Source organism: Streptococcus sp. 3167, assembly GCF_013277175.1.
Taxonomy (GTDB): domain Bacteria; phylum Bacillota; class Bacilli; order Lactobacillales; family Streptococcaceae; genus Streptococcus; species Streptococcus pseudopneumoniae.
Genome location: NZ_VMML01000104.1, coordinates 256 through 660, shown reverse-complemented (window position 1 = coordinate 660; position 405 = coordinate 256). Strand labels below are relative to the sequence as shown.

1 pseudogene is annotated in these 405 nt (G+C 43.7%); it reads left to right on the top strand.

Annotated elements, in window-relative coordinates:
- Nucleotides 1–405 (top strand): annotated as a pseudogene (locus tag HT678_RS11035) (IS66 family transposase); the annotation flags it as partial.

Below are 405 nucleotides of genomic sequence, written 5' to 3'. Positions count from 1 at the left end.
TCCTAGGAGATTATTCTGGCTATGTGCATTGTGATATGTGGTCTGCTTATCGTCAACTGGAAGAAGCTGAACTTGTTGGATGTTGGGCGCATGTGAGAAGGAAGTTTTTTGAATCCACCCCCAAGCAAGCAGATAACTCATCCTTAGGAGCTAAAGGTTTAGCTTATTGTGACCAGTTATTTGCCTTGGAAAGAGACTGGGAAGTTTTGCCAGCTGATGAACGACTACAGAAACGTCAAGAAGAGCTCCAACCCCTAATGGAAGACTTCTTTGCTTGGTGTCGGCGTCAGTCAGTTTTACCTGGTTCAAAACTAGGAAGGGCAATTGAATACAGTCTCAAGTATGAAGAAACCTTTAAGGCCATTTTGAAAGACGGGCATCTGGTCCTTTCCAATAATCTAGCTG